The sequence below is a fragment of the Bradyrhizobium sp. 23 genome, assembly GCF_023073295.1.
Lineage (GTDB): Bacteria > Pseudomonadota > Alphaproteobacteria > Rhizobiales > Xanthobacteraceae > Bradyrhizobium > Bradyrhizobium canariense_D.
This window is the reverse complement of record NZ_JADPJF010000057.1, coordinates 1-919: the sequence shown is the minus strand read 5'-3', so window position 1 is coordinate 919 and position 919 is coordinate 1. Positions and strand designations below refer to the sequence as shown.

The following is a 919-nucleotide window of genomic DNA, read 5'->3' as shown; positions in this document are numbered from 1 at the left end:
AGCCCACACGATCCGCGCGTTCTTGTTGGCAAGAGCCACGGCCGCGACATTGGGATGGCGCCGTTGCCGCATCTTGCCGAGCCATAGGCTTCGCGGATCCTGCTTGCCATTAGCACGGCTTAAAGCGGCGCGAGCTCCGTGAATCATCAGCGTCCGCAGGTATCGATCCCCCCGTTTGCTGATGCCGAACAAGCGGGCCCGCCCTCCACTGGATCGCTGCTTGGGTACCAGACCAAGCCAAGCCGCGAACTGTCGGCCGTTCTTGAAACAGCTTCTATCGCCCACGGCGGCGACCAAGGCTGTTGCTGTCACAGGTCCGACGCCTTCGATTTTGCCGAGCCGCTGGCACTGCTCACTCGTACGGAAGATTTCCCTTATCCGCCGGTCATAGGCTGCAATGCGGGTATCAAGCTCGGACAGCTCCTCTTGCAGTTCCCTCATGAGCGCTCGGAGCATCTCGCTGAGGTCGTCATTGATGTTTCCTACGATGACCGCGAGGCCACGCCGCAGCTGCGCGATGTCACGGGCAATGACAATCCCATGCTCGGACAGAAGACCGCGAATTTGATTGACGAGCCTGACTCGATCGGCGACCAGGCGCCGGCGAATGCGGTGGACGGCCTGTACCGCCAGCTGATCGGTTGATTTCGGTGGCACGAAGCGCATGGACGGACGACCGACCGCTTCGCAGATGGCTTCCGCATCGTTCTGGTCGTTTTTGTTCGACTTGACGTATGGTGTCACGAACTGAGGGCTGATTAGTCGGACCTGATGGCCAAGCTCCGTGAGCACGCGAGCCCAATAGTGTGCCCCGTTGGAAGCCTCCATGCCGACCAGGCAGGCCGGTAAATTGGCGAAAAAGCCGGCCACCGCATCGCGACGTAACCTCTTTCGCACAACGACTTTCCCGTGGTTGTCG

General features: G+C 60.5%; 1 protein-coding gene. It reads right to left on the bottom strand.

Going from position 1 to position 919, the window contains the following annotated elements; genetic code table 11:
• A partial coding sequence (locus tag IVB32_RS13530) for an IS110 family transposase (RefSeq protein ID WP_247410585.1) occupies positions 1-919 on the bottom strand: 919 nt, incomplete at both ends.